At 39.3% G+C, this 24,203-nt stretch carries 18 protein-coding genes; 12 read left to right on the top strand and 6 right to left on the bottom strand.

The window, feature by feature from the left end; all coding sequences use genetic code 11:
• Positions 1–9 precede the first annotated feature (9 nt).
• The 5 genes from BLS24_RS10080 to BLS24_RS10060 form a co-directional block, all read right to left on the bottom strand.
• A complete protein-coding gene (locus tag BLS24_RS10080) occupies positions 10–354 on the bottom strand; it encodes a hypothetical protein (RefSeq protein WP_091758662.1) in 345 nt (114 codons plus the stop codon).
• Positions 355–363: 9 nt separating this feature from the next.
• Positions 364–1,416 carry a type II secretion system F family protein gene (locus BLS24_RS10075; protein ID WP_091758660.1) on the bottom strand — a complete coding sequence of 351 codons (1,053 nt, stop codon included), beginning with the start codon at positions 1,414–1,416 and terminating at the stop codon, positions 364–366.
• A gap of 18 nt (positions 1,417–1,434) precedes the next feature.
• Positions 1,435–2,421, bottom strand: coding sequence for a transglutaminase-like domain-containing protein (locus BLS24_RS10070; protein WP_091758658.1), 987 nt, complete (start codon positions 2,419–2,421; stop codon positions 1,435–1,437).
• A complete protein-coding gene (locus BLS24_RS10065) occupies positions 2,396–3,133 on the bottom strand; it encodes a GGDEF domain-containing protein (protein ID WP_091758656.1) in 738 nt (245 codons plus the stop codon). The genes BLS24_RS10070 and BLS24_RS10065 overlap by 26 nt, the downstream gene beginning before the upstream one ends.
• 80 nt (positions 3,134–3,213) lie before the next feature.
• The gene (locus BLS24_RS10060) at positions 3,214–4,011 is read right to left on the bottom strand and encodes a histidinol-phosphatase HisJ family protein (protein ID WP_278289823.1); all 798 of its coding nucleotides are present in this window, start codon (positions 4,009–4,011) and stop codon (positions 3,214–3,216) included.
• Positions 4,012–4,256: 245 nt separating this feature from the next.
• Here BLS24_RS10060 and gap point away from each other — a divergent pair, with 245 nt between their 5' ends.
• The 8 genes from gap (at position 4,257) to BLS24_RS10020 (ending at position 17,752) form a co-directional block, all read left to right on the top strand.
• On the top strand, positions 4,257–5,282 hold the full coding sequence (gap, locus tag BLS24_RS10055; RefSeq protein ID WP_026652051.1) for a type I glyceraldehyde-3-phosphate dehydrogenase: 1,026 nt from the start codon (positions 4,257–4,259) through the stop codon (positions 5,280–5,282).
• Positions 5,283–5,445: 163 nt separating this feature from the next.
• The gene (locus BLS24_RS10050; RefSeq protein WP_091758651.1) at positions 5,446–6,681 is read left to right on the top strand and encodes a phosphoglycerate kinase; all 1,236 of its coding nucleotides are present in this window, start codon (positions 5,446–5,448) and stop codon (positions 6,679–6,681) included.
• Positions 6,682–6,783: 102 nt separating this feature from the next.
• Entirely contained in the window at positions 6,784–7,530 is a 747-nt protein-coding gene (gene tpiA, locus BLS24_RS10045; RefSeq protein WP_091758649.1) for a triose-phosphate isomerase, read from the top strand.
• A 189-nt stretch (positions 7,531–7,719) separates the two neighbouring features.
• Positions 7,720–10,050, top strand: a complete 2,331-nt coding sequence (locus BLS24_RS10040; protein ID WP_091758647.1) for a glycoside hydrolase family 2 TIM barrel-domain containing protein — start codon at positions 7,720–7,722, stop codon at positions 10,048–10,050.
• Positions 10,051–10,526: 476 nt separating this feature from the next.
• Positions 10,527–13,469, top strand: coding sequence for a carbohydrate-binding protein (locus tag BLS24_RS10035; RefSeq protein WP_091758646.1), 2,943 nt, complete (start codon positions 10,527–10,529; stop codon positions 13,467–13,469).
• Between the two features lie 134 nt (positions 13,470–13,603).
• Positions 13,604–14,104 carry a shikimate kinase gene (locus tag BLS24_RS10030; RefSeq protein WP_071176538.1) on the top strand — a complete coding sequence of 167 codons (501 nt, stop codon included), beginning with the start codon at positions 13,604–13,606 and terminating at the stop codon, positions 14,102–14,104.
• Positions 14,105–14,163: 59 nt separating this feature from the next.
• Positions 14,164–17,220 carry a DEAD/DEAH box helicase gene (locus BLS24_RS10025; protein ID WP_091758644.1) on the top strand — a complete coding sequence of 1,019 codons (3,057 nt, stop codon included), beginning with the start codon at positions 14,164–14,166 and terminating at the stop codon, positions 17,218–17,220.
• A gap of 1 nt (position 17,221) precedes the next feature.
• Positions 17,222–17,752, top strand: a complete 531-nt coding sequence (locus BLS24_RS10020; protein ID WP_091758642.1) for a M48 family metallopeptidase — start codon at positions 17,222–17,224, stop codon at positions 17,750–17,752.
• Here the strand turns inward: BLS24_RS10020 and BLS24_RS10015 are convergent.
• A complete protein-coding gene (locus BLS24_RS10015) occupies positions 17,738–20,296 on the bottom strand; it encodes a bifunctional diguanylate cyclase/phosphodiesterase (protein WP_091758640.1) in 2,559 nt (852 codons plus the stop codon). The genes BLS24_RS10020 and BLS24_RS10015 overlap by 15 nt on opposite strands.
• A gap of 317 nt (positions 20,297–20,613) precedes the next feature.
• Between BLS24_RS10015 and BLS24_RS10010 the strand changes: the two genes are divergently transcribed.
• The 4 genes from BLS24_RS10010 to BLS24_RS09995 all read left to right on the top strand — a co-directional run bounded on the left by BLS24_RS10010 (position 20,614) and on the right by BLS24_RS09995 (position 24,201).
• Positions 20,614–21,312, top strand: coding sequence for an MgtC/SapB family protein (locus BLS24_RS10010; RefSeq protein WP_091758638.1), 699 nt, complete (start codon positions 20,614–20,616; stop codon positions 21,310–21,312).
• Positions 21,313–21,434: 122 nt separating this feature from the next.
• Positions 21,435–21,986 carry a TetR/AcrR family transcriptional regulator gene (locus BLS24_RS10005; RefSeq protein ID WP_091758636.1) on the top strand — a complete coding sequence of 184 codons (552 nt, stop codon included), beginning with the start codon at positions 21,435–21,437 and terminating at the stop codon, positions 21,984–21,986.
• Entirely contained in the window at positions 21,983–22,936 is a 954-nt protein-coding gene (locus tag BLS24_RS10000; protein ID WP_091758634.1) for a MurR/RpiR family transcriptional regulator, read from the top strand. Before BLS24_RS10005 ends, BLS24_RS10000 begins: the two co-directional genes overlap by 4 nt.
• Positions 22,936–24,201, top strand: a complete 1,266-nt coding sequence (locus tag BLS24_RS09995; protein ID WP_091758632.1) for a BaiN/RdsA family NAD(P)/FAD-dependent oxidoreductase — start codon at positions 22,936–22,938, stop codon at positions 24,199–24,201. The genes BLS24_RS10000 and BLS24_RS09995 overlap by 1 nt, the downstream gene beginning before the upstream one ends.
• Positions 24,202–24,203: the final 2 nt, after the last annotated feature.

The raw sequence follows: 24,203 nt of genomic DNA, 5'->3' as shown, positions 1-24,203 counted from the left end.
ACTATCCTCTTATTTGGAAATCTGGATCACAGTTACATCCGGATACAGATTGGATGCTATAGGCTGGTAATCCACAAAAAATGTAGTCTTGTCATAAGTAAGGCCGTAATGATCTTCCAGATACTGAATATCAGGAGGATACTGGCCTTCAATAGAGTAGCACTGAACAATATCTCTTGATAAGGCATTTTCCAGTGACTCTTTTTGCTTTTCTATGGTGCTCCTACCGGAGGCATCAACTGCCAGATAAAAGAGCACAGCGATAGCTACAAAGATCACAACTGAAAAGATCCTGTAGAACTGATCTGAAATGCCAAGTATTCTATTTTCTTTTGACTCAAATCTGTTAGCCATAGCGCTTCCTTATCCGATAGTTGACATTATGCCCATGAGAGGCAGGATAACTGATAATAGGATCATGCCTACGATTATGGACATGATGATCACGAGAGTAGGCTCTAGAACTGATATTAGGGAAAAGATCTTTCGCTCTGTCTCATGTTCAAATCTTTCGGCGATCTGCTTCATTGCTTTATCCATAGAACCTGATTTAAAGCCTACAGCTACCATCTGTGAATAGAAAGAAGTGAAGATCTTTGATTTTTCAAGGGCTTCAGGGAAGCTGTCTCCATCAACTAGGAGAGTAGAGCAGGTCTCAATCTTCTTTTTCATAGCATCGGTTTCAACAAGTCTTTTTACCAGTGATAAGCTCTCATAAGTGTCCATGCCGCTTGAAAGTGTAAGGACCATGCCACTTGCAAAGCGCTCGCTTTCAAGTTCTTCCAAGAGCTTTTTGGTTGGGCGGAACTTACCCATAAGTCTGCCGAAAGCTTTTTTACCACCTGTTGTGTATGAAAAATAGAAGAATAGAAGGGCAAGGATGACCAAAATGCCCACAAATACCATAGAGTACTTGTTCAGGATATTGCCGGCATTTAAAAGAGACTGTGAAAAGCCGCTCATGTTAGTGCCAAGCTGAGCAAATACCTGTTCAAATATAGGAAGTACCTTGATTACCAGTACTAAGATGACGATGAGCATCATGAATACCATGATAAGAGGGTAGCTTACGGCGTTCTTGATGTTGGCCTGTATGCTGTCTTCTCGCTCATAGTAGTCGGCAAGAGAATCCATGACTATGTCGATGTTTCCGGACTCTTCGCCTATAGTTACCATGTGAATGACATAATCAGGGAATACGCCGCTCATGTTGAGAGCAACATGGAATTTTTCGCCGCTTGTAAGGACTTGACTGATAGAAGAGAGTATCTTGCGGGCTGCAGGATCATTTTGCTCCTCCATAAGGATGTCTATGCCATCACTTGGAGTTATTCCGGCTTTCATCAAAAGAGCCATCTGTCTGCAAAAACTTGCAATCTCATAGTTGTTTAGTTTTTTTGCAATTTCTTTCTTCATATCGTCCCTCTAAGAAAATTAATAGATATATTTTACGGAGTAATTGGAGCCATCGCCAATGAAAGAACGTAGCTCTTTTTCTCCAGTATTAGATGCAAAGGTTGGATCCATAAGTGACCACTTGGCGCCGTCAAATTCTATCATACCATTGACCCAGCCAATATCCTTGATATAAGTACTGATCCACGCGTGATATGCGGTTCCAGCATAGCCAACTTCCATTCTGGTAGGAATCTGCTGGCTTCTAAGCATACTGCTCATGAGAACAGCGTAGTCTAGGCATATGCCTTTTTGGGTGGATAGGACTTCATCTATATCAGGTATATAGCCGCTTTGAACTGTTTCGGCTTCTTCGTAGTCATAGCTGATGTTTTCAATGAGGTAGTTGTATATGGAAGATACCACCTCAAGATCGTTGTTACAGCTATAACTTAGCTCAGCGCCTTTTGCGATGGCCTGATCATCCTTGTCAAAATCAACATACTGATTTGGGTATAGGAAAGGAAGATTGGCATCTCTTAAGGTAACATCTATGGGCTTTGTAAATACCATAGAATACTGCGTGTCACTTATGTTTTCAAATACATTGATGATATATTCGCCGTCACCTGATTGAAGAGGAAAGACCTCATCCTTGGGCTTGGATGTTGAGAGATTGTAGGTATAGGTGGTTTCGTTTGGACCTGTGATCTGAAGCTTAACCTTTGGACTTGTTCCGATATATCTTACAACTACATAGCCTTCAGCTGAATTGGATGCATCGAGTACTGCAAATTCATTATCATAAACGACAGTTCCAGTAGCTTCAGGAACGAGACAGACTGGAGTGTTGTCTCTAGTTCCTTTGACAGGCTCAGCGTCTTCTGATGGAAGAGTGCTTGCAGTAGAAGATGACCTTGGAGTTTCGGCATCTTCGGAACATCCTATTAGCGAGGAAGTTATCAGTAGGCTTCCAATGACAGGTATTAAGATTTTTGAATTAAGAAAGAATCTGTGGAATTTCATGTATTCTCCTGTAGCCAAGAGATAAGACATCTGTGATCTTGTCCATGTGCTCAAGACTATTTAGGACTTTTGAATAGGAGACTTCCATAGGAGCTCCTACATAAAGTTCATTGTAACCATGGATTCTCTTGGTCAGATCCATAAGAAACATGTCTATCTTTGTATTGTCGCAGTCTTCTAAAAGAACTATGAATTCATTTCCGCCATTTCTGCCGATATAACCATAGTCGTTGCCGACATCTTCTAGTATACTGCTAAATTCAGCAATGAGATTGTTGCCATCTTTGTGACCGCTGCCAGAATTGATATCCTTTAAGTTATTGAGCTGCATCAGTATAAAACCAAGGTTTTGGAGCTTGGGTGAATCATTATATCCCTGGATCAAAAGGTCACAGCTATATCTGTTTGGAAGGCCTGTGAGCTTGTCCAAAAAGGCTAATGCAGAGAGTCTTTTCTCTAAGGATGCAGTTCTTTTTAATATATAAATATCAATGATTATACTGGCTATAAAAATAGTAAGGCGAAGCCCTACTATGGTGTAGTAAGGGGTTAATGAATCACTATAAATGTAGTATAGGTCTACATTTTTGAAAAAGAACCCGGCAAGAATGAAGTTTAATGCTAGTATCACACATAGTGTGACAATTTTGTAGGTATAGATAGATCTGTAGATATGAGCTCTTTTCTTTTTATCATAAAATTCAGATTTCATCAGACACCCTCCAAATTGTATATACTAGTATTTTACTATATTTTCTATTTTGTATAAAGTTTAACCAAATAAAAATGGTATCAGAGTTTGTGGGAGATGGGAGTTCTTTTATCGAAGGTGTAGTATTCTGTAAATCCGCAGCCTTTTGCAATTTCCACTGCTCTTTCAAATTTGACGCCAACCTTTTCTGGATTGTGGGCATCTGCGCCAAAAGTAATGATGCGGCCGCCTAGCTCATGGTAGCGCTTAAGTGCATCAGGACATGGATTGGTGCTAAAGTTATCTCCGTAGCTAAGGGCTTTGGAATTATAATCTAGGCCTTTACCGTGTTCGATAAGATAAAGAAGTATCTCGTCGATCTGGTCTTTGAATCTCTGATAGCTGTACGTGGTGTCACCTTCTGGAACATATCTTGATAGATAATCAAGGTGACCCAGGACATCAAAATCATTGAAGAGCTTTATATTTTCTAATGTGAGTTCAAAATATCTTTTGAAATTATTTTCTACAGAGTCAGTATCCCAGAAACCGCCGTAAAATGGATCTCTTTTGTCTATTAGGTGAACAGAGGCTATTACAAAATCAAAGTTTCCATCTTTGACAAAATTTAGGTTCTTTTGGGCAATATGTGGCTGCATTCCGACTTCAACACCAAAGTTTATCTTTATCTGATCCTTATATTTTTCTTTATATAAAAGGTATTCATCGTGATAAGCTTTGTAATCAAGGTCGAAGGTTCCAAGTGGAAGATCTTCAAATTCTGGATAATCATAGTCGAGATGCTCTGTGAAACATATTTCTTTTAATCCTCTTTGAATTGAGCTTTCTATCATATCTTTCATAGGAGCATTGGAATCTCCTGAATTGTGTGTATGCATGTGATAATCAGCTGGTAACATAGTCAGGGCCTTTCTTTATAAAGCGGTCAGCAAGTAACATTTATTATTATAGCTTTTTTGATTGCATTAATGAACTTAGATAGTTAAAAAGATTTTTCACAATCTTACTTGATTTATGCTGTAAAGTTTATTAGAATTGTAAGTGCTGATAAAAAATTATCAATTTGAAATGATAAGTAACAGCAACAAAAAATATATATAATTCATTTTAGGAGGAACTTAAAATGGCAGTAAAAGTAGCAATCAATGGTTTTGGCCGTATTGGTCGTCTTGCATTCAGACAGATGTTTGAGCACGAGGGAACAGAGATCGTAGCAATCAACGATCTTACAGATCCTAAGATGCTTGCTCACCTTCTTAAGTATGATTCATCACAGGGCAAGTACAAGTATGCTGATAAGGTTTCATTCAGCGATCACTCAATCACAGTAAATGGTAAAGAGATCGAGATCTACAAGGAGGCTGACGCTAATAACCTTCCTTGGGGTAAGATCGGTGTAGACGTAGTTCTTGAGTGTACAGGTTTCTACACATCAAAGGATAAGGCTCAGGCACATATCAACGCTGGTGCAAAGAAGGTTGTTATTTCTGCTCCTGCAGGAAATGATCTTCCTACTATCGTATATAACGTTAACCACGAGACACTTACAGCAGATGACAACATCATCTCAGCTGCATCTTGCACAACAAACTGCCTTGCACCTATGGCAAAGGCTCTTAACGACTACGCTCCAATCCAGTCTGGTATCATGGCAACAATCCATGCTTACACAGGTGATCAGATGATCCTTGACGGACCACAGAGAAAGGGTGACCTTAGAAGAGCACGTGCAGGCGCTGTTAACATCGTTCCTAACTCAACAGGTGCTGCAAAGGCTATCGGTCTTGTTATCCCAGAACTTAACGGCAAGCTCATCGGAGCTGCTCAGAGAGTTCCTGTACCTACAGGTTCAACAACACTTCTCTTCGCAGTTGTTAAGTCAGCTACAGAAGTAACAAAGGATTCTATCAACGCAGCTATGAAGAAGGCTTCAGATCCTGAGACATTCGGTTACAACGAGGATGAGATCGTATCTTCAGATATCGTTGGAATGACATATGGTTCACTCTTCGATGCTACACAGACAATGGTTACAAAGATCGGTGATGACCTTTACGAAGTTCAGGTTGTTTCATGGTATGACAACGAGAACTCATACACATCACAGATGGTTCGTACAATCAAGTACTTCGAGAAGTTCGTTAAGTAATCACCTAGCGAGGTTTTTTCGAGCTTGGTGTACTACTTAGTTCTGTCGAGCATCTTAAGATGCGAGAGCAGAACTTCATTGTGAATCAATTATAGAGATCTTAAAAGAGGGTCCGGTCCGTTAGGACCTGATCCTCTTATTTTTTAGAAAAGGAGACGAATAAATGAGTCTTAACAAAAAATCAGTAGATGATATTAACGTAAAGGGCCGTCGTGTTCTTGTTCGTTGCGATTTCAATGTACCTCTTAAGAATGGTGAGATCACAGACGAGACTAGAATCGTTGCAGCTCTTCCTACAATCAATAAGCTTATCAAAGATGGTGGAAAGGTTATCCTTTGCTCACACCTTGGTAAGGTAAAGAATGGCCCTAACGAGGGCGAGTCACTTGCTCCAGTAGCAAAGAGACTTTCAGAGAAGCTTGGCAAGGAAGTTAAGTTCGTAGCTGACTACAACGTAACTGGTGCTGATGCTACAGCTGCTGTTGCAGCTATGAACGAGGGAGATGTAGTTCTTCTTCAGAATACACGTTTCAGAGGCAAGGAAGAGACTAAGCCTGAAGAGGCTGGTGAGGCTTTTGCAAAAGAGCTTGCTGATCTTGCTGATGATTATGTATGTGACGCTTTTGGTTCAGCTCACAGAGCACACGCTTCTGTAGCTGTTGTTACAAAGTACATCACAGAAAAGGGTGGAAGCAACGTAGTTGGTTACCTTATGCAGAAGGAAATCGACTTCCTTGGAAACGCAGTTGAGAACCCAGTTAGACCTTTCGTAGCTATCCTTGGTGGTGCTAAGGTTGCTGATAAGCTCAACGTTATCAACACTCTTCTTGAGAAGTGCGACACTCTTATCATCGGTGGTGGTATGGCTTACACATTCCTTAAGGCTAAGGGATATGAAGTTGGTAAGTCACTTCTTGATGAGACAAAGGTTGATTATTGTAAGGAAATGATGGAGAAGGCTGACAAGCTCGGCAAGAAGCTTCTTCTTCCTGTTGATGCTGTATGCATCGATGAGTTCCCTAACCCTATCGACAATCCTTCAATCAACACAACAGTTGTTGATGCTGATAAGATCCCTGCTGACAAAGAGGGTGCTGATATCGGACCTAAGACAATCGCTCTTTACTCAGAGGCAGTTAAGTCTGCTAAGACTGTAGTATGGAACGGACCTATGGGTGTATTCGAGAACCCAGTTCTTGCAACAGGTACAAAGGAAGTTGCTAAGGCACTTTCAGAGACATCTGCTACAACAATCATCGGTGGTGGTGATAGTGCTGCAGCTGTTAATCAGCTTGGATATGCTGACAAGATGAGCCACATCTCAACAGGTGGTGGAGCTTCTCTTGAGTTCCTTGAGGGCAAGAAGCTTCCTGGAGTTTACGCTGCAGATAATAAGTAATCACTTGATCTGGTCTTTTCAGATCTAGTGTACTACTTAGTTCTGACGAGCACCGAAGGTGCGAGAGCAGAACCTCATTATTACAATTTGGAGGAACTATATATGCCTAGAAGACGTATTATTGCGGGCAACTGGAAAATGAACAAGACTCCTAGCGAGGCAGTTGCATTATGCGCAGAGCTTAAAGATTTAGTAAAGAATGATGCTGTAGACGTAGTTTACTGCGTACCAGCTATCGATATCGTAGCTGTAGTAGAGGCTGTTAAGGGCACAAACGTACACGTTGGTGCTGAGAACTTCTACATCGTTGATAACGGTGCATTCACAGGTGAGATTTCAGCTCCTATGCTCAAGGATGCTGGAGTTGAGTATGTTATCATTGGACATTCTGAGAGAAGAGATATCTTCGGCGAGAACGATATCCTCATCAACCAGAAGGTTAAGAAGGCATTCGCTTCAGGTCTTACACCAATCCTTTGCTGCGGTGAGTCACTTGCACTTCGTAAGGCTGACACCTACAAGGAGTGGATCGAGAGACAGATCACTTGGGATCTTGATGGCGTAACAGCAGATCAGGTCAAGAAGCTTGTTATCGCTTACGAGCCAATCTGGGCTATTGGAACAGGTGAGACAGCTACAGCTGATCAGGCTGAGGAAGTTTGCGGACTTATCCGTGCACTTATCGCTAAGCTTTATGATCAGGCTACAGCTGATGAAGTTCGCATCCAGTACGGCGGATCAATGAACGCTGGTAACGCTGCTGAGCTTCTTTCAAAGCCTAACATCGATGGTGGACTTATTGGTGGAGCAAGCCTTAAGCCTGACTTCGGTAAGATCGTAAATGCATAATATTTACAGATATTGATTATTTCTGACCCGGAAAGTTTTAAGTTCAATCCTAAAACTTTCCGGGTTTTTATTTGCAAAATAAAGTTGAAAATGCAAGGAAATGTGAAGAAAGTAAAGGGAAAGAGAAATAGCATTTTGCTAGAATCAAAGTGAAGTAATAGGTATTTCAAAAGACTAGGAGAATAAGGCATGCAGGAACTAAAGAGTTTTAACGATGGTTGGAAGTTTCACTTTGGAGATATAGATACTATCAGAAATAGATGGGGATGGGCTAAATCAGGCTCTTTTAACCAGGGACCTGAGAGTAAAAGCTACGATGACTCAGACTGGAAAGAGGTTACCCTTCCTCATGATTTTGTGTTTGAAACAAAAGTATATGATTATTCTGAAAAGGAATTTGGCGAAGATAATACGATTCCTGCTATGGAGGATGTTAATAACGCCCATACCACTGCAGGTTCTTTTGATAAAAATGTTGGCTGGTACAGAAAGCATTTCTTTATCCCAAAGGATTATGAGGGAAAAAAGGTATATCTTATCTTTGACGGAATTTATAGAGATTCCTGGATTTACTTAAATGAATTTTTTGTAGAGCATGAGCCAAGTGGTTATTCTAGGATTACTCTTGATATTACTGATGTAGCTGCCTATGGTGAGGAGAATGTTTTATCTATTAAGTGCGATGCAAGAGAGGCTGAAGGATGGTTTTATGAAGGCGGCGGAATCTACAGAGATGCGTATCTAAAGGTTGTAGAAGAAAAACATATAGAGGATGTGTTTATTCATGGAACTCCGGTGGAAAATGACGGAGTACACATGAATTTTTCCTGTAGATTATGTAACCTTGAAGGATATGATCAGAAATATCTCAATCTTGAGATTTGCGAAAAGAGAACTGGTAAGGTTGTTAAGAAGATCGATTATGATCTTGAGGAAATAATATCAGAACCAATAGATAAGTATGAAGAGACTGATGAAAAACTGATCTTTGAGCTTGGAGATGGTGACTTGAGATTAGTAACGTCTTTTGAATTTGAAGAAGATGAAGTGAAAATGTGGTCGCTTGATGACACTAATCTATATGAGCTTACCATTACTCTTATTGACGGAGACGAGATCTGCAATGTTGATAAGAAGACCTTTGGCATCAGGAGTATTGAGTTTGACAAAGATAAAGGATTTCTTTTAAATGGAGAGCAGATCAAGATAAAAGGTGTATGTTGCCATCAGAATCATGGCGGACTTGGAAGTGCTGTTCCAAAAGAGGTTATGCGTTATCGAATTAAGAAACTTAAAGAGATGGGAGCTAATGGCTACAGAGGAGCACATTACCCTTTGACAGAGGAATTCCTTTCTATATGTGATGAAGAAGGCATGGTCGTGATGCTTGAAACAAGAGTTTTATCAAGTGCCAAAAAGGATCTCTCAGAGCTTGAGAGAATGGTGAAGCTTGCTCGCAACCATCCATGTGTTGTCATGTACTCTGTTGGTAATGAAGAAGCTCAGAGTCAGTTCACAAGGCAAGGGGCTAGAATTGCTAAGACTATGAAAAGATTCATAAGGCATCTTGATCCATATACGCCGGTTACAATGGCTCTTTTGATGCTAGATATGAAGACGAACACTCAGATAGAAGACTATGCGGTTCTTGAAGGAATATTCAAAGAGCTTGATGTTGCTGGATTTAATTATCACAGTGATCTTTATGAGAAATTTCATGAGGAATATCCTGATATCCCATTTATCTGTACTGAGCAGGGAACCTTTAAATCAACAAGAGGTTGCTACAAGACGGATCCTGAAAAGTGCCATCTTGCTATCAATGAAAAGAGAGATTGGTACATGTTTGGTGCAGAGAGGTGGCGCCATTGTAAGCCTGATTGGATAAGCGGACTCTTTATCTGGACTGGATTTGATTATTATGGAGAGCCTACTCCATTTGCATGGCCAGCTATTAGTAGTCAGTTCGGCGCTATGGATCTTTGCGGAAATCCAAAGGACTTTTATTATTTCTATAAGTCATGGTGGAGCATGGAGGAAACGATACATGCATATCCTGATATGAATGGTGAAGCCGGAGTTCCTACGGACTACTATGTTTTTTCAAATGCTGAAGAAGTTGAGCTTATCCTAAACGGAAAGAGTCTTGGAAAAAAGGCTATGAAGGATGGTGACTATCTAATTTGGGAAAATATAGTATCTGAGAGCGGCGTCATGGAGGCAGTTGGCTATAGAAATGGCGTAGAGGTGTCTCGAGAGGTAAATGAAACTGCTGATAAAGAGACTGCAAAACTTGAAGTGACAGAGGATTACAGGGAAGGGAACATTGTAATTCGTAAGTTAGCTCTTTTAGATAAAAATAAAAATATAGTTCCTAACGCGGATGTTAGATTTGATATACCAAAGGAGTGGGGAGAGCTTCTTGGAGCGTCGAATGGCAATCCGTCAGATCATACTCCTGGTAAGACTGGATATGTATATACCTTCCATGGACTTGCCCAGGTGATCATAAGAGAATAATTAGTCAAATAATTTAGTAAGCCCTTGAATTGTCAGACAATTCAAGGGCTTTTTGTTATGAAAATGGTGGGCTTTGTTACATTGTATGTTACATAATAGAAATTAATTGAACATATATTTTAGGAAACTGATGCTATAAACTAATTTTTAAAAAACAAAATGATAATATTAAAGTATTTTATTACAGAGGCAATGTAACAGTATAGCGATTAACTATGCGGATTTTAATTAATTCTAAAATTTATGGGCTGCGAAATATTAATAATTATTAAGTAAAAGTTTACAAATATATTCAGAAAAAATTGGTTAAAACACAGAATATAACCAAATTTTCTGAAAATAGCATTATCTGATAAGGAAAGAGCATTTTTTGAGAAGTAGGAAACTGGACGTAATGCTAGTATGTACTTGCTTGAGAAATCTTAAACGTTTAAGTATCAGAAAAAACTAAACACTAAATACACAAGGAGGTTTGTATGAAAAGAAGATTAGCTGCTTTATTAAGCGGAATTCTGCTTTCTAGTGCAATCGTTGTTGGGGTTGATTCAACAGCTGTAACCACTTTTGCTGCCCCAAAGAAGAATCCTTACGGAATTACACAGGCTGAAATGAACTTTGGAATGTCTGGGGTAGAAGCTAAAACAGAGGGAGATGTACAGTATCTTTCAAGCTTCGAACAGGACGATTATATTAAAATCAAGGATGTTGATTTTTCAAAGGGTGTTGATAAGTTTTACATTAACGGAAGAACTGGTGGAGCAGCCCTTGTTGATGTAAGAATTGATTCAGTTGACGGTGAGTCACTTGGTCTTGTCAGACTCGGAAACACAAAGGGAGCTTTCAAGGAGTTCAATTCAGGAAATATAAAGGAAGTTTCAGGAAAACATGACCTTTATTTCGTTGGTAAGCTTGGTAATATTGATTTTGATTATTGGAGGGCAACTCCTTTAGAGTCAACAGAGACTCCTGATCAGCCAGTACAGCCAGAACTTCCTTCATCATATAATCCATATGAGACAGTACAGGCTGAGAACGGAGCTGTTGCAAACGCAGAAGCTAAGACAGAAGGTGATGTAACATACGTTTCAGGTATCAAGAAGGGAAGCTCCATAACATACAAGAACGTTGAGTTCGATGGTGTTGATACATTCACACTTACATACAAAGCAAATGGTATGTCAGTTGTAGAAGTTAAGGAGAATGGCGTAGCTGGTAAGGTTATCGCATCCTTCAAACTTGCAGATACAAAGGGTCAGTTTGTAACTAAGGACTTCAAGGTAAAAGAGAGCGTTTCTGGTGCAAAGACAATCGTATTCTTTGGTGAGAAGGGCGAAGTAGATATCGATTCCTGGAAGGCAAACAAGGCATCAGAGCAGCCAGAACAGCCAGAACAGCCAACACAGCCAGAAACACCTGCTTCATACAACCCATATGAGACAGTAGAGGCTGAGACAGGTACACTTGCAAATGTAGAAGCTAAGACAGAAGGCAATGTAACATACGTTGCAGGTATCAAGAAGGGCAATCTTGTTGGATACAAGAATGTTCAGTTCGATGGTGTTGACACAATCACAGTAACATACAGAACAAACGGTCCTGCATGGCTTGATGTAAAGGAAGGTGGAGTAGCTGGTAAAACACTTACAACACTTAGACTTTCAAATACAAATGGTCAGTTCGTAACAAAAGACTTCAAGGTAAATGTTGAAATCACAGGCGCTAAGGATATCACATTCCAGGCTCAGGTTGGTGAAGTAGATCTTGATTCCTGGAAGGCAAATAAGGCTTCAACTCCAGAGCAGCCAGACCAGCCAGATCAGCCAGAACTTCCTTCATCATACAATCCATATGAGACAGTACAGGCTGAGAACGGAGCTGTTGCAAACGCAGAAGCTAAGACAGAAGGCGATGTAACATACGTTGCAGGTATCAAGAAGGGAAGCTCAATAACATACAAGAACGTTGAGTTCGATGGCGTTGATACATTCACACTTACATACAAAGCAAATGGTATGTCAGTTGTAGAAGTTAAAGAAAACGGCGTAGCTGGTAAGGTTCTCGCATCCTTCAAGCTTGCTGATACAAAAGGTCAGTTTGTAACTAAGGACTTCAAGGTAAAAGAGAGCGTTTCTGGTGCAAAGACAATCGTATTCTTTGGTGAGAAGGGCGAAGTAGATATCGATTCTTGGAAGGCTAACAAGGCTACAACTCCAGATCAGCCAGAAACACCTGCTTCATATAATCCATATGAGACAGTAGAAGCTGAGACAGGTACACTTGCAAATGTAGAAGCTAAGACAGAAGGCAATGTAACATACGTTGCAGGCATCAAGAAGGGTAATCTTGTTGGATACAAGAATGTTCAGTTCGATGGTGTTGACACAATCACAGTAACATACAGAACTAACGGCCCAGCATGGCTTGATGTAAAGGAAGGTGGAGTAGCTGGTAAAACACTTACAACACTTAGACTTTCAAATACAAATGGTCAGTTCGTAACAAAAGACTTCAAGGTAAATGTTGAAATCACAGGCGCTAAGGATATTACATTCCAGACTCAGGTTGGTGAAGTAGACCTTGATTCTTGGAAGGCAAACAAGGCTTCAACTCCAGATCAGCCAGACCAGCCAGATCAGCCAGACCAGCCAGATCAGCCAGAAATTCCTTCATCATACAATCCATATGATGTAGTTCAGGCTGAGACAGGTGCACTTGCAAATGTAGAAGCTAAGACAGAAGGCGATGTAACATATGTTGCAGGTATTAAGTCAGGCAATCACGTAACCTACAGCAATGTAGAGTTTGATGGTGCAGATAAATTTGCTATCACATACAGATCAAATGCTGCTGCATGGCTTGAGGTTAAAGAAGGTGGAGTAGACGGTAATACTGTTGCAACACTTAGACTTACAGGCACAAACGGACAGTTTGTAACTAAGGAGTTCACTGTAGCTGACCTTAAGGGCACAAAAGATATCACTATCACTGGTAGAGTTGGTGAAGTTGATCTTGATTCTTGGCAGGTAACTAAGCCAGATCAGCCAGATCAGCCAGATCAGCCAGACCAGCCAGACCAGCCAGACCAGCCAGACCAGCCAGACCAGCCAGATCAGCCAGATCAGCCATCTCCTTCAGATGCTCATTTTGATTATCAGATCAACAGCTGGGGAACAGGTTATGTTGTAAACTTTGCAGTTGTTAACAATACTAACGAGAATATCGAAGGCTGGAAAGTTAAGATCAGCAAGAAGGATGTTAAGATTGATTCTAGCTGGTGCGTAAACATCGAAGAAGATGGTGATTACTACATCATCACTCCTCTTGATTGGAACTACAGAATCTATCCAAACAGCTCAGCTCAGTTTGGTATCATTGGTTCAGGTTCAATCGGTGATTCAATCGAGTACATTCTCGAGTGATCTTAAACTGAATTTGTCTAATTCTTTAGGCATATAAGTGAATAAAAGGATATAACTGTCATATGGCAGTTATATCCTTTTTCTGTTATACTTAGACAGTTGCAAAAGGGCTTAGCTCTTTTGGGAGGTATATTATGAAAAAAAACAACATAATCCTGATCGGAATGCCTGCTTCGGGGAAGAGTACAGTAGGCGTTATTTTGGCCAAGATTCTTGGCTATAATTTTGTGGACGCAGATATTGTTATTCAGGAAAAAGATGGCCGCAAGCTTTCTGAGATAATAGCAGAAGAAGGAATTGACGGCTTTATTGATATCGAAAACAAGATAAATACAGGAATTGAAGTTGAAAAGAGTGTAATTGCTACAGGTGGAAGTGTGGTTTACGGAAAAGAAGCCATGGAGCATTACAAGAATCTTGGAACCGTTGTTTATCTTAAGGTTTCAATGGATGAGCTTACAAAGCGTCTTAAGGATGTCAAGCAGCGCGGAGTAGTCATGAAAGAGGGACAGTCTCTTATTTCTCTTTACAATGAGAGAAGCGTTTTGTATGAAAAATACGCAGATATCACAGTAGATGAGAAAAATAGTACAATGGAAGAGGTTGTAGCGGAGCTTCTGAGTGTACTCAAATAAGGAATATGGTATAATTTAATGATACATTGTTAGAGATTTTGTATTGTTAAAGGGGTATCATGATATCAGATCATAATCAGAATGATAGCGCAAAAAGTGAGTTCATTACTGCCTCAGGTAGGAGGTTTGTTTCTGATGCTCACAGTGATTTTCACTATACTTCTTTTGAGACCAAGAAACTATTAAGGGCATACTCTCCAGAGAGTAATGCCCCTTTATTGTATAAAAAAGCTTCTCTTATAGAGCTTGAGCCCCATGTGGCTTACTATAGAGATAAGATGACGCTTAGCTTTAATATCTGTGACAGAATGTCTGGTGCGTGCTATGTGTTAAAAGACATTTCTGACTTCGTAACTGCTGTAAACGAATGCGAAACAGTCAGCTACGGCAAGCATCTTTCTTTTACTCATGATAAAAAAGCTTTTACAGAAGAAACTCTTAATATCATATTTTTTTTAAATGATTATTTTAGAGAAAAGAAGACTGCGTCATATCCTTATGGCAAAGGACATAACAAGGAAATAGAGCTAAAAGGCCATGAGATCGATGAGTTTTTTGCTTCAGTTACAAGTCTTTATTTTGTAAACAAGGATTTTAGGGCTAGACATATTGATGAGAGACTTCTTGAAAAAAACGAGGTTTTTCCATCTATAGATCTTTCCATCGAAAAGACAGCAAATGGAGTTACTTTTGAAGCTGCGCCATTTACCATGTTTGAAGGTTATTCAAATATTTATTTTGAAAAAAAGAAAAAGATTCATGTGATACCAAGGAAAGATTGTGCGCCAATTCTGCCATTTCTAACTTTTCTTTCTTCTAGAAGGACGGAGAATGAACTCTTTATTGCTGAAAAGGATCTTCCGCTGTTTTCTGTAGGTCTTTTACCGGTATTAAATGAGTACATGAATGTGAGCATAGATGGATTTGATGTCACCAAATACTCTCCTGATGTACCAAAATTTAGAATATACATTGATATGCCTGATACATATACTATCACCTGTGATGTTCAGGCTGTTTACAATGCAGACAGATATGATGAGCAGATATTCCATATTTTTGGAAGAAGCTTTGATGATGATAAGGGAGTGATAAAAAGAGATCTGTTCAAGGAAAGTAAGGTTGCCAAGACCATAAGTCCTCTTTTTGACAATATGGATAGCAAGAAGGGCGTTTTGTATATTCAGGCAGATGAAAGTAGTGAAGATAAGATATATTCATTCATAACACAAGATATCAAAATCTTGTATGGATTAGGAGATGTGTATCTTTCGGAGGCTATTCACTCCATAAATATTAAAGCTGCTCCAAGAGTTGATCTTGGCGTGTCAGTGGTATCTGACCTGTTAGAATTATCCATTGTTCCAGAAGATATTTCGGTAAAAGAACTGGATGATATCTTAAACAGATATGACAGAAAGAAAAAATACTACAGGCTAAAGAGCGGAGAAGTATTAGATCTTTCAAGTAAAGAGATGGATATTCTCTATTCTCTTAGAGATGGGCTTTTACTTTCAAAAAATGATCTTGCAGAAGGACACGTTTCTATACCTAAGTTCAGGGCTCTTTTCCTGGATGAACTTGCAGATAAGAGTAAGGACTATGAATTCTCACACATAAGCCTTAGCAGAGAGTTTAAAAAGCTTGTAAATACCTTTGCTGGAAGTTATGACAAGGAATATGATATTCCTGATTCTTTGCAATACGTTCTTAGAGATTATCAAAAAGCGGGTTATTACTGGCTTAGAACACTTAAGGCAAATGGTTTTGGTGGAATCCTTGCTGATGATATGGGACTTGGTAAAACGTTGCAGGTGTTATCACTTCTTTTATCAATAAAAGAGGATGCTCAAAAAAGTGGCACTAAAAATAGATGTTCGCTTATTGTGTGCCCAGCATCTTTGGTTTACAACTGGCAGCATGAATTACAGCGCTTTACACCTGAACTTAACTGTGAACTTGCTGTTGGAATCAAGCCTGATAGAGAAAGGGTTACATCAGAGATTGATGAAGAGAAAACAGATGTTATCATAACCTCTTATGATCTTCTTAGGAGAGATATTGATCTATATAGATATCTTTCTTTTGAGTGCATGATAATAGATGAAGCTCAGTTTATCAAGAACCCTTCTACACAGGTGGCTAAGGCTGTTAAATCTGTCAAAGCGGGATTTAAAGCGGCTCTCACAGGAACACCTATTGAGAATAGACTAAGTGAACTTTGGAGCATCTTTGATTTTTGCATGCCAGGATATCTTTTTAACTACAAGAATTTCAAGGAAAAGATAGAAATCCCAGTAGTATCAGACAGAGACGGTGATGAGATGCAGCACTTGAGGCGAATGATAGCTCCTTTCGTGCTTAGAAGACTCAAAAAGGATGTTCTTAAGGATCTTCCTGATAAACTGGAGGAAAATATTGTTTCTCAGATGACCAAGGAGCAGGAACAGCTTTACAAAGCCCATCTTCAGAGAGTTAAGATGATGGTTCATTCTAAAGATGATGAGGAGATAAAAAGAGATAGGATCGCAATCCTATCTGAGCTTACAAGACTTCGCCAGCTATGCTGTGATCCTGGCCTTATATATGAAAACTATAACGGAGGCAGTGCCAAGGCAGATCTTTTGCTTGAAATGATAAGGAGCGCGGCAGAAAGTGGCCACAAGGTTCTTTTGTTCTCGCAGTTTACATCCATGCTTGATAGGATATCTAAGCTGTTATTCAAGGAGGGCATCAGCCATTATCTACTTACGGGAGCTACCAAAAAGGAAGACAGGATCAAGATGGTTGACGCATTCCAGGAGGATGAAACGCCGGTATTTTGTATTTCTTTGAAGGCTGGAGGAACAGGACTTAACCTTACTGCTGCTGATATAGTGATCCACTATGACCATTGGTGGAATATAGCTGTACAGAATCAGGCAACGGATAGAGCTCACAGAATCGGGCAAAAGAATGTTGTGACTGTATATAGGCTCATTATGAAAGATACGATCGAGGAGAGAATCATACTTCTTCAGAATAAGAAAAAGGAACTGGCGGATCAGCTTCTTAATTCTGATTCTCTTAGCACGCCTAAGCTTTCAAAGGAAGAATTACTGGAACTGTTAGGATAATATGGACAGAAAGATTGAACTTATACGTAGTAAAAGAAGAACTCTTGCTATTCAGGTAACAAGTGATGGAAGAGTGGTTGTCAGAGCACCGATGAAATATCCTGTGTCAGAGATAAATCGCTTTATAGGCGAAAAGGCTGATTGGATAGATAAACACATAGAAGCGGTTAAGCATTTAGAAAAAGCAGAGCCAATTTCTAAGCAGGAAGTAAAATATCTTGTGACTAAGGCAAAGAGGGTGATTCCGCCTAAGGTGGAACACTATGCCAAGCTAATAGGTGTAGATTACGGAACTATAACTATTCGCATGCAAAAGAGCAGGTGGGGGAGCTGCAGTGCAAAGGGCAATCTTAACTTTAACTGCCTTCTTATGAAGACTCCTGATGAAGTTATTGATTATGTGGTAGTACATGAACTTTGCCATAGAAAAGAGATGGATCACTCACCAAGATTCTGGGCGGAGGTTGAAAAGATCATTCCTGATTACAAAAAAAGAAGGAGCTGGCTTAAAACCAACTCACATCTTTTTTAATTCGCTCTTATTAGCGTACATTTCTTTATCTGCTCTTTCAAAAACAGCTGTTACGTTTGGATCGCCTGCATATTTAGAGCATCCGGCAGCAATGACAATGTCGCCTTTTAATCTGTTCTTGACGTTGTGCTTGTGTATTTTGGACATGATCGAATCAATGTTTAAGAAGTCATATCCCTGCACAATAACTACAAATTCATCACCACCAACTCTATAAACTGGGCTGTGCTTAAAGAATCTACAGATTATGTCACGGCCTTTTTTGATGAATTCATCACCAGCTTTGTGTCCTTGTGTATCATTGACCTCTTTAAGACCATTGATATCAAAGACGGCAATAGCAAATGGTGTCATGCTATCTATTTCAATAAGTTCATTGAGAGTAGCTTCTGTGTCGGCGTAGGCGTTTTTGTTCTTGACTCCGGTCAGTTCATCAAGGTTGGCTTTGTTCTCAGCTGCGTAGAGATTTTCTGCATATTCTCTGTCTTTTTTTACCTTGTTGTCGATGTTAAAGATACCAACGATGAGTTTTTCGTTACCATCTTCATTCACCATGTTAGCACGCATTACTACATATAAAGGAACGCCTGCTATGTTAAGCCTGTGGTGATTTTCATAAATTCCCTTAGCTTCAATCTGTTTGAAGACATTTTCTTTTGTGAAAGATGTAAGGAAAAATTCTACATCTTCCTTGTAGATTCCTTTACTAGCTCTTTGGGTTACTTCCTCAAAGAAATTGTTACCTTCATCGGGAAGACCGAGGTCCGAAACTGTGCCTGAAGGATTATACTTTTTGTAACTTGATGTTAATGGATCTACAGTAAAAATGTAGATGTAGTCTTCAGAAAGAGCGCCAAGTCTTGAATATATGATCTTTTCTTCTTTGGCTTTTTCGAGGGCTTCTCGTGTCTTTATCTGAGAGTCTACATTGTTTATTCCTACGATGATAAAGTTTCCATTACCTCGTATCTGTACGATCTTGATATTTATGTATGTTGGAATGCCTCTTATAATGACCCTAGTAAATATTGAGTACACGCCTTCTTTTTTTAGATTTTCCTTGATGGTTTCTTTTGAGAAGTTCTTCTGCAACTGTTCTTTATCTTCAGGCATTATCTCAAATTCAAATTCACTTCTATAAAGGTCGAAGAAATTATCTCCGCTCTTGTTGTAAGAAATATCACGGTTTACACCATCTGCTTTATATTCAGTGAAGGTATCATCATCCATGTTTACCATATACAGGTTGATATAATCTTCTGATAATGCTCTGGCAATGTAGTTGTAGTTAAGACCGGCCTTTATTACTGAATCATCGATAGAAAGCACAACAACAGAAACTGCCGCAGCACCTGTAACTGGATTTACAGCAATTCTGTTGATCAAAAGATGGAAAATTCTGCCGTCTTTTAGCCTGTCATCTAATATGAGCCGCTTGCCATCTTGAGCGCATTGCCTTACTGAATTAAAAGAGTAGAAACCTGGACCAGGTTTAAAAGAGTCATAATCAAAAAATCTGGTATTTTTAATTTGGGTAAAATTCTTTGCTATAAATTCTCTAAAGCTCTTGTTGCACCTTACCAGATTTGCTTTAGAGTTATCCATCTCAAAAATGACCATAGGCATAGTGTCAAAGTACTTGTTTAGAGAAGTATCGTCATCCTTTGGAAAAGAAAGATCATAGAGGTTTACTTTTCCAACAAGGTCATAATATTCAACCTCCTTTGGATTTTCAAATCCAATCTGTATTCCGTTTTTGTTTCTTTCTAGGATCTGTGCAAGTGAAATAGGTTCAATGAAATAGTAGCCTTGAAGCTTAGTGCATCCAATTTCCATAAGGAAATTAGCCTGTTCTTTGTTTTCAACGCCTTCTGCAACGGTATCAAGACCAATAGCCATAGCGGTTCTTATAAGCTCGGTCAGGATTATCTGGCCGTTTTCATTTTTACCGATCTGATCAACAAATTTCTTATCAATTTTAAGAAGATCAAATTGTAGCTTAAGGAGCAATAATAATGAAGAATATCCATTGCCATAGGAATCAAGCCATACTTTTATGCCTGCTTTTCTGAAATTGTCTACCTGTTCTTTCATGAATTCGGGGTCAGAAGCAATAGTTCTTTCGGAAAGCTCTACTGAGAGCATTGATCTTGGGACTCCAGATTCATCAATTCTTTTTATGATCTCTTCTACCATGTTACAACTGTCAAAACTGGATCTTGAGAGATTTATAGATTCTGGAACCATAAATAGATTATGTTGAGCCTGGCTCTTGAGCTTTTTAAGTACGCGCTCAACCATATATAGGTCGAGTTTGTAGGTCAAATTCGCTCTTTCTAAAGCGGGAATGAATTCAGATGCTGTGAAATAGCCATGCTCAGGGTCTTCCCACCTTGCAAAGGCTTCTTCGTCGGAAACAAGACCGCTGGCAGCACGAATTAAAGGCTGGTGATAAGCCTTTATCCATTCATTAGCAATTGCTTTGTCAATATTATCGATGAAGTATTGTTCAAGTCTTTTTTTGTCTTCAGCTGCGCTAAACAAGTTGTGTCCTCCGTCGAAAAAGTCAGAAAATTTAATTTATTGTAATTATTTTAACATAAAAACATAAAAATAAATGTGTTTATGAAAAGTTAAGAAAAATCATATGTTATCAATCAAATGCAGATATAGACTAGGTTTGCTAAAGTGTTAATGCTTTGTTTATTAAATGTTTATCATTGATAATCAAAAGTTTATGAATAAAAATGCACTATTCTCAGAGAATAATGCAAGATTTGCAAGTAAATGGATTATTCTTTTTCGCTAGAGTGGAGTATAATCCTAGCATAGGCAAATATATATGTGATTGGAGATAAGGGATGAGTATTGGAATGATACTGGACTACTTGGAAAGTGCTAATGATATTGCTGTAGGAATCAGATTATTGTTAGCAACATTCTTTGGAAGTCTTATTGGATGGGAAAGAGTTGTCAAAAGACACAGTGCTGGAATCAAGACCTTCGCACTTGTGAGTCTTGGATCAGCAGTAGCAACTGCACTTAATATTTATCTGGCAATGCTTCCTGACCTTTCTGCTGATGTCAGCAGAATACCAGCTGGTGTTGTAAGTGGTATAGGTTTTCTGGGTGCAGGTACGATTCTTGTAACTGGTAAAAAACAGATCAAAGGACTTACAACAGCTGCTTCACTTTGGGTTACATCATGCATGGGAATGGCTATTGGTGCTGGATATCTTGTGGTTGGTATCATCTGCTTCTTACTGATCATGCTTGCAAACATTGTACTTATGCAGCTTAGTAAGAAGGTTGAGGAATACAGCAAATACATCAGCTTGTACATCGAAGTTAATAAAGATGGCGGTGTCAGAAAGCTTACGAAGTGGATAAACGCTCAGGGCTTTTCTGTAAATAGTATGACCAAGAGCAAAGAGAAGACTCTTCAGTCATCAGATGCAGCAATAATCATTGATATTGATTTTGATAAAAAGCGTTCGCATCAGGAGATCATGGGCATGTTAAATGAACTTGAATATGTCAGCTATGTAGAAGAAATCTAAGAAAACTTAAGGCTTTTTTGTGGCGGGGCTGTGTTGACACAGACCCGCTATTTTTGTAAAATAATAACGCGTGCTTTTTATTTTTGAGAGGCATGCGCAAATTTTGTTTGGGAGGGATACCAATGTCCAGAAAAGCTACAATTACGCAGAAAGAAATTGTAAATGCGGCATTTAAGATCACAAGAAAAGAGGGCTTTGAACAGATTACTTCTAGAAAGCTCGCAGCTGCAGCAGGATGTTCAACTCAGCCTATATTCCGTATTTACGAGAATATGGATGCACTCAAGAAGGACGTTTATGATAAAGCAGCAGAATATTACGAAAGTTTTTATAACGATTGTGAAAAGTCTCACGAGGTTCCATTTGTTGACCTTGGACTTGCTTATATCGGTTTTGCTCAGAAATATCCTCATCTTTTCAGACTTCTTTTTATTTCAGAGCAGGGACCTGAGAGCAAGAGTATGTATGACCTTGTAAATGGTTCTAGTGAGAACGTTGTTAAAGAGATAAATAGGGCAGCTGCCAAAGGTGCGGCGAATGCACAGCAGCTCTTTATGCAGATGTGGATATTCATTCACGGTGCTGGATGTATGGCTGTAACAGGGGATTATGATCTTGATAAAGAGACATCTGTAGCTATGCTTGAGTCAGCATATAAGGCATTTAGTCTATGAAGTTCGAAAAAGATGTTGACGTAATCACCAGAATTAATGAGTGCTACTCCAGAATGAGCAAAGGTAAGAAATCTATTGCTCAGTATATATGTGACCACTACGAGCAGGCAGTATTTATGACTGCTGCAGAAGTTGGTAAGATGGTTGGAATGAGCGAATCCACAGTTGTTAGATTTGCCATGAGCATTGGTTATGAAGGATATCCAGAGTTTCAGAAATCTCTTTCTGTATGGGTAAGTGACAAATTTGGTTCCGTTGAGAAGGTCGGAAGGAAATTTGGAAAAAGTAATGAAGGCGAGATCCTTTCAACTATCCTTCAGTCAGATATGGCAAATATTGAGCATACCATCAACAATATTGATGTGGCTGCTTTTAAAACAGCAGTTGATATAATACTTAAGGCTAGAACAGTTTATATTGTTGGCCTTCGTAGCTGCGAACCGCTAGCTGACTTTTTACATTTTTATCTGAATATCATCAGAGGCAACAATATCCTTATTAGGACAACAAGTGTTTCTGAGATGTTTGAGCAGATGATCAGGATAAATGACAGAGACTGTATCATAGGAATCAGCTTCCCACGCTATTCCATGAGAACGCTTAAGTGCTTGGAATTTGCCAATGACAGAAATGCCAAGGTCATTACCATAACAGACTCTGTTCATTCACCTATGAACCTGTATTCTTCCTGCAATCTTTTGGCTAAGAGTGAGATGGCGTCTATTGTTGATTCATTAGTTGCGCCACTTAGTGTTATAAATGCGCTTGTTGTGGCTCTTTGTATGAAGAGACCAAACGAAGTTGCTGCTGACCTCAAGATGCTAGAAGAGACATGGAATAATTATCAGGTGTACTTAAATGATGAGATTGATTTCGCATCAGATGCACCAATGATTGGCTATCCTCTTGGTAAGAAAAAAGATGAAGAGGTAGCAAAAGAGGATTTTTAATGAAGAAAATTGCAGTTATTGGCTGCGGAGCAGCCGGTATGATGGCGGCGCTTGCTGCTGCAGAGGGCAGCGGAAGCGTCACTATTTTTGAGAAAAATGAAAAGCCTGGCAAAAAGATCTATATCACAGGTAAAGGTAGATGTAATGTGACTAACGCCTGTGATGTGTCTGATTATTTTAACTTTGTCAGGAGAAATCCAAGATTTTTGTACAGCGCGGTATATGACTTTGATAATACTGCAGTTATGGATTTTTTTGAAAATAACGGCTGTCACCTTAAAACAGAGCGCGGCGAGAGAGTTTTCCCTGTTAGCGACCATTCATCTGATATCATCAGAACTCTATTTGATGCTGTCAAAAAAGCTGGTGTAAAGGTTGAATTTGGAACAGAGATCCTTTCCATCGAAAGTAGTCAAGGAGCTGTAAGTGCTGTTACTTACAGTAAAGATGATGAGCCTATTACAAGAGAAGAGTTTGACAGTGTGATAGTTTGTACCGGTGGTATGTCCTATCCTTCAACTGGCTCAACTGGTGATGGCTACAAATTTGCCAAGAGCATGGGACATACTATTGTTGATCCTGAGCCATCCCTTGTTCCATTTGAGATAAAAGAGCCATGGTGCAAAGAGCTTCAGGGCCTGTCCCTCAAAAATGTCGGACTTAAGATGTTTTTTGATGATGAGAACAGTGAAGCCAAAAAGAAGAAAGCAAAACCAGTTTATGATGGCTTTGGAGAGATGCTTTTTACTCACTTTGGAGTAAGCGGACCTTTGGTTCTCACAAGCAGCTGTTATTATCAAAAAAAGAGAAATTACAAGCTTGTTCTTGATCTTAAGCCAGCTCTTACAGATGAGCAGCTTGATAAAAGAGTTCTGAGAGATTTTGAAGATAACCTCAATAAGAGCTTTAAAAATGTTGTGGGAGGATTGTTCCCTTCCAAACTCATTCCTGTAATGATAAGATTATCAGGAATCGATCCAGATAAAAAAGTAAATGAGATCACCAAGGAAGAAAGGCTTGGATTCGTGAAGCTTATTAAGAATCTTCCTATGACCATTACTGGAACCAGAAGCTTTAATGAAGCCATCATCACTAAGGGTGGAGTAAATGTTAAGGAAATAAATCCATCTACTATGGAATCTAAGCTTGTTTCCGGACTTTTCTTTGCCGGAGAAGTTATTGATGTGGATACTGAGACTGGAGGATACAACCTTCAGGTAGCCTGGTCTACTGGACATTTAGCAGGCAAATCTGCTGTTATTTAATT

Origin of the sequence: Butyrivibrio sp. INlla18 (genome assembly GCF_900103635.1) — a bacterium.
Classification (GTDB): domain Bacteria; phylum Bacillota; class Clostridia; order Lachnospirales; family Lachnospiraceae; genus Butyrivibrio.
Note: the sequence above shows the minus strand (reverse complement) of the source record. Positions and strands in the feature narration are given on the sequence as shown.

Bases quoted from the DNA above. Each gene is read 5' to 3' on its own strand.
- BLS24_RS10000 (WP_091758634.1), top strand. From the start codon at position 21,983: ATGAAGTTCGAAAAAGATGTTGACGTAATCACCAGAATTAATGAGTGC.
- BLS24_RS10025 (WP_091758644.1), top strand. From the start codon at position 14,164: ATGATATCAGATCATAATCAGAATGATAGCGCAAAAAGTGAGTTCATT.
- BLS24_RS10070 (WP_091758658.1), bottom strand. From the start codon at position 2,421: ATGAAATTCCACAGATTCTTTCTTAATTCAAAAATCTTAATACCTGTC.
- gap (WP_026652051.1), top strand. From the start codon at position 4,257: ATGGCAGTAAAAGTAGCAATCAATGGTTTTGGCCGTATTGGTCGTCTT.
- BLS24_RS10065 (WP_091758656.1), bottom strand. From the start codon at position 3,133: ATGAAATCTGAATTTTATGATAAAAAGAAAAGAGCTCATATCTACAGA.
- BLS24_RS10075 (WP_091758660.1), bottom strand. From the start codon at position 1,416: ATGAAGAAAGAAATTGCAAAAAAACTAAACAACTATGAGATTGCAAGT.
- BLS24_RS10035 (WP_091758646.1), top strand. From the start codon at position 10,527: ATGAAAAGAAGATTAGCTGCTTTATTAAGCGGAATTCTGCTTTCTAGT.
- BLS24_RS09995 (WP_091758632.1), top strand. From the start codon at position 22,936: ATGAAGAAAATTGCAGTTATTGGCTGCGGAGCAGCCGGTATGATGGCG.
- BLS24_RS10005 (WP_091758636.1), top strand. From the start codon at position 21,435: ATGTCCAGAAAAGCTACAATTACGCAGAAAGAAATTGTAAATGCGGCA.
- BLS24_RS10080 (WP_091758662.1), bottom strand. From the start codon at position 354: ATGGCTAACAGATTTGAGTCAAAAGAAAATAGAATACTTGGCATTTCA.
- BLS24_RS10060 (WP_278289823.1), bottom strand. From the start codon at position 4,011: ATGCATACACACAATTCAGGAGATTCCAATGCTCCTATGAAAGATATG.
- BLS24_RS10010 (WP_091758638.1), top strand. From the start codon at position 20,614: ATGAGTATTGGAATGATACTGGACTACTTGGAAAGTGCTAATGATATT.
- BLS24_RS10030 (WP_071176538.1), top strand. From the start codon at position 13,604: ATGAAAAAAAACAACATAATCCTGATCGGAATGCCTGCTTCGGGGAAG.
- BLS24_RS10020 (WP_091758642.1), top strand. From the start codon at position 17,222: ATGGACAGAAAGATTGAACTTATACGTAGTAAAAGAAGAACTCTTGCT.
- BLS24_RS10050 (WP_091758651.1), top strand. From the start codon at position 5,446: ATGAGTCTTAACAAAAAATCAGTAGATGATATTAACGTAAAGGGCCGT.
- tpiA (WP_091758649.1), top strand. From the start codon at position 6,784: ATGCCTAGAAGACGTATTATTGCGGGCAACTGGAAAATGAACAAGACT.
- BLS24_RS10040 (WP_091758647.1), top strand. From the start codon at position 7,720: ATGCAGGAACTAAAGAGTTTTAACGATGGTTGGAAGTTTCACTTTGGA.